The organism is Psychrobacter sp. T6-1, from assembly GCF_052258445.1.
In genome coordinates this window covers 1-521 of sequence record NZ_JBQQFC010000829.1, presented here as the reverse complement: position 1 = coordinate 521, position 521 = coordinate 1, and the positions used below count along the sequence as shown (strand labels likewise).

At 53.4% G+C, this 521-nt stretch carries 1 pseudogene; it reads left to right on the top strand.

What is annotated here, in order from left to right:
- Positions 1-521: pseudogene (locus tag ACTXGO_RS16210) on the top strand (hypothetical protein); the annotation flags it as partial.

Genomic DNA, 521 nt, shown 5'->3' with positions numbered 1-521 from the left:
ACTGCTATTGGTTGGCAGTCAAACGCTACTGGTGCACAGGCACAAGCTTTTGGTCATCAGGCCACCGCTACTGGCGATTTGTCTTTAGCAGTTGGTGAAGATTCTCGAGCACTAAGTGCCAACTCAACGGCCATTGGCAATCAATCTACCGCTACAGGAGTGGATGCCCTAGCGCTTGGCGATCAAGCCAACGCTAACGGTAACTCAACCACTGCAGTCGGCGGTGAGTCATCTGCTAGTGGTCCTGGCGCTACTGCTATTGGTTGGCAGTCAAACGCTACTGGTGCACAGGCACAAGCTTTTGGTCATCAGGCCACCGCTACTGGCGATTTGTCTTTAGCAGTTGGTGAAGATTCTCGAGCACTAAGTGCCAACTCAACGGCCATTGGCAATCAATCTACCGCTACAGGAGTGGATGCCCTAGCGCTTGGCGATCAAGCCAACGCTAACGGTAACTCAACCACTGCAGTCGGCGGTGAGTCATCTGCTAGTGGTCCTGGCGCTACTGCTATTGGTTGGCA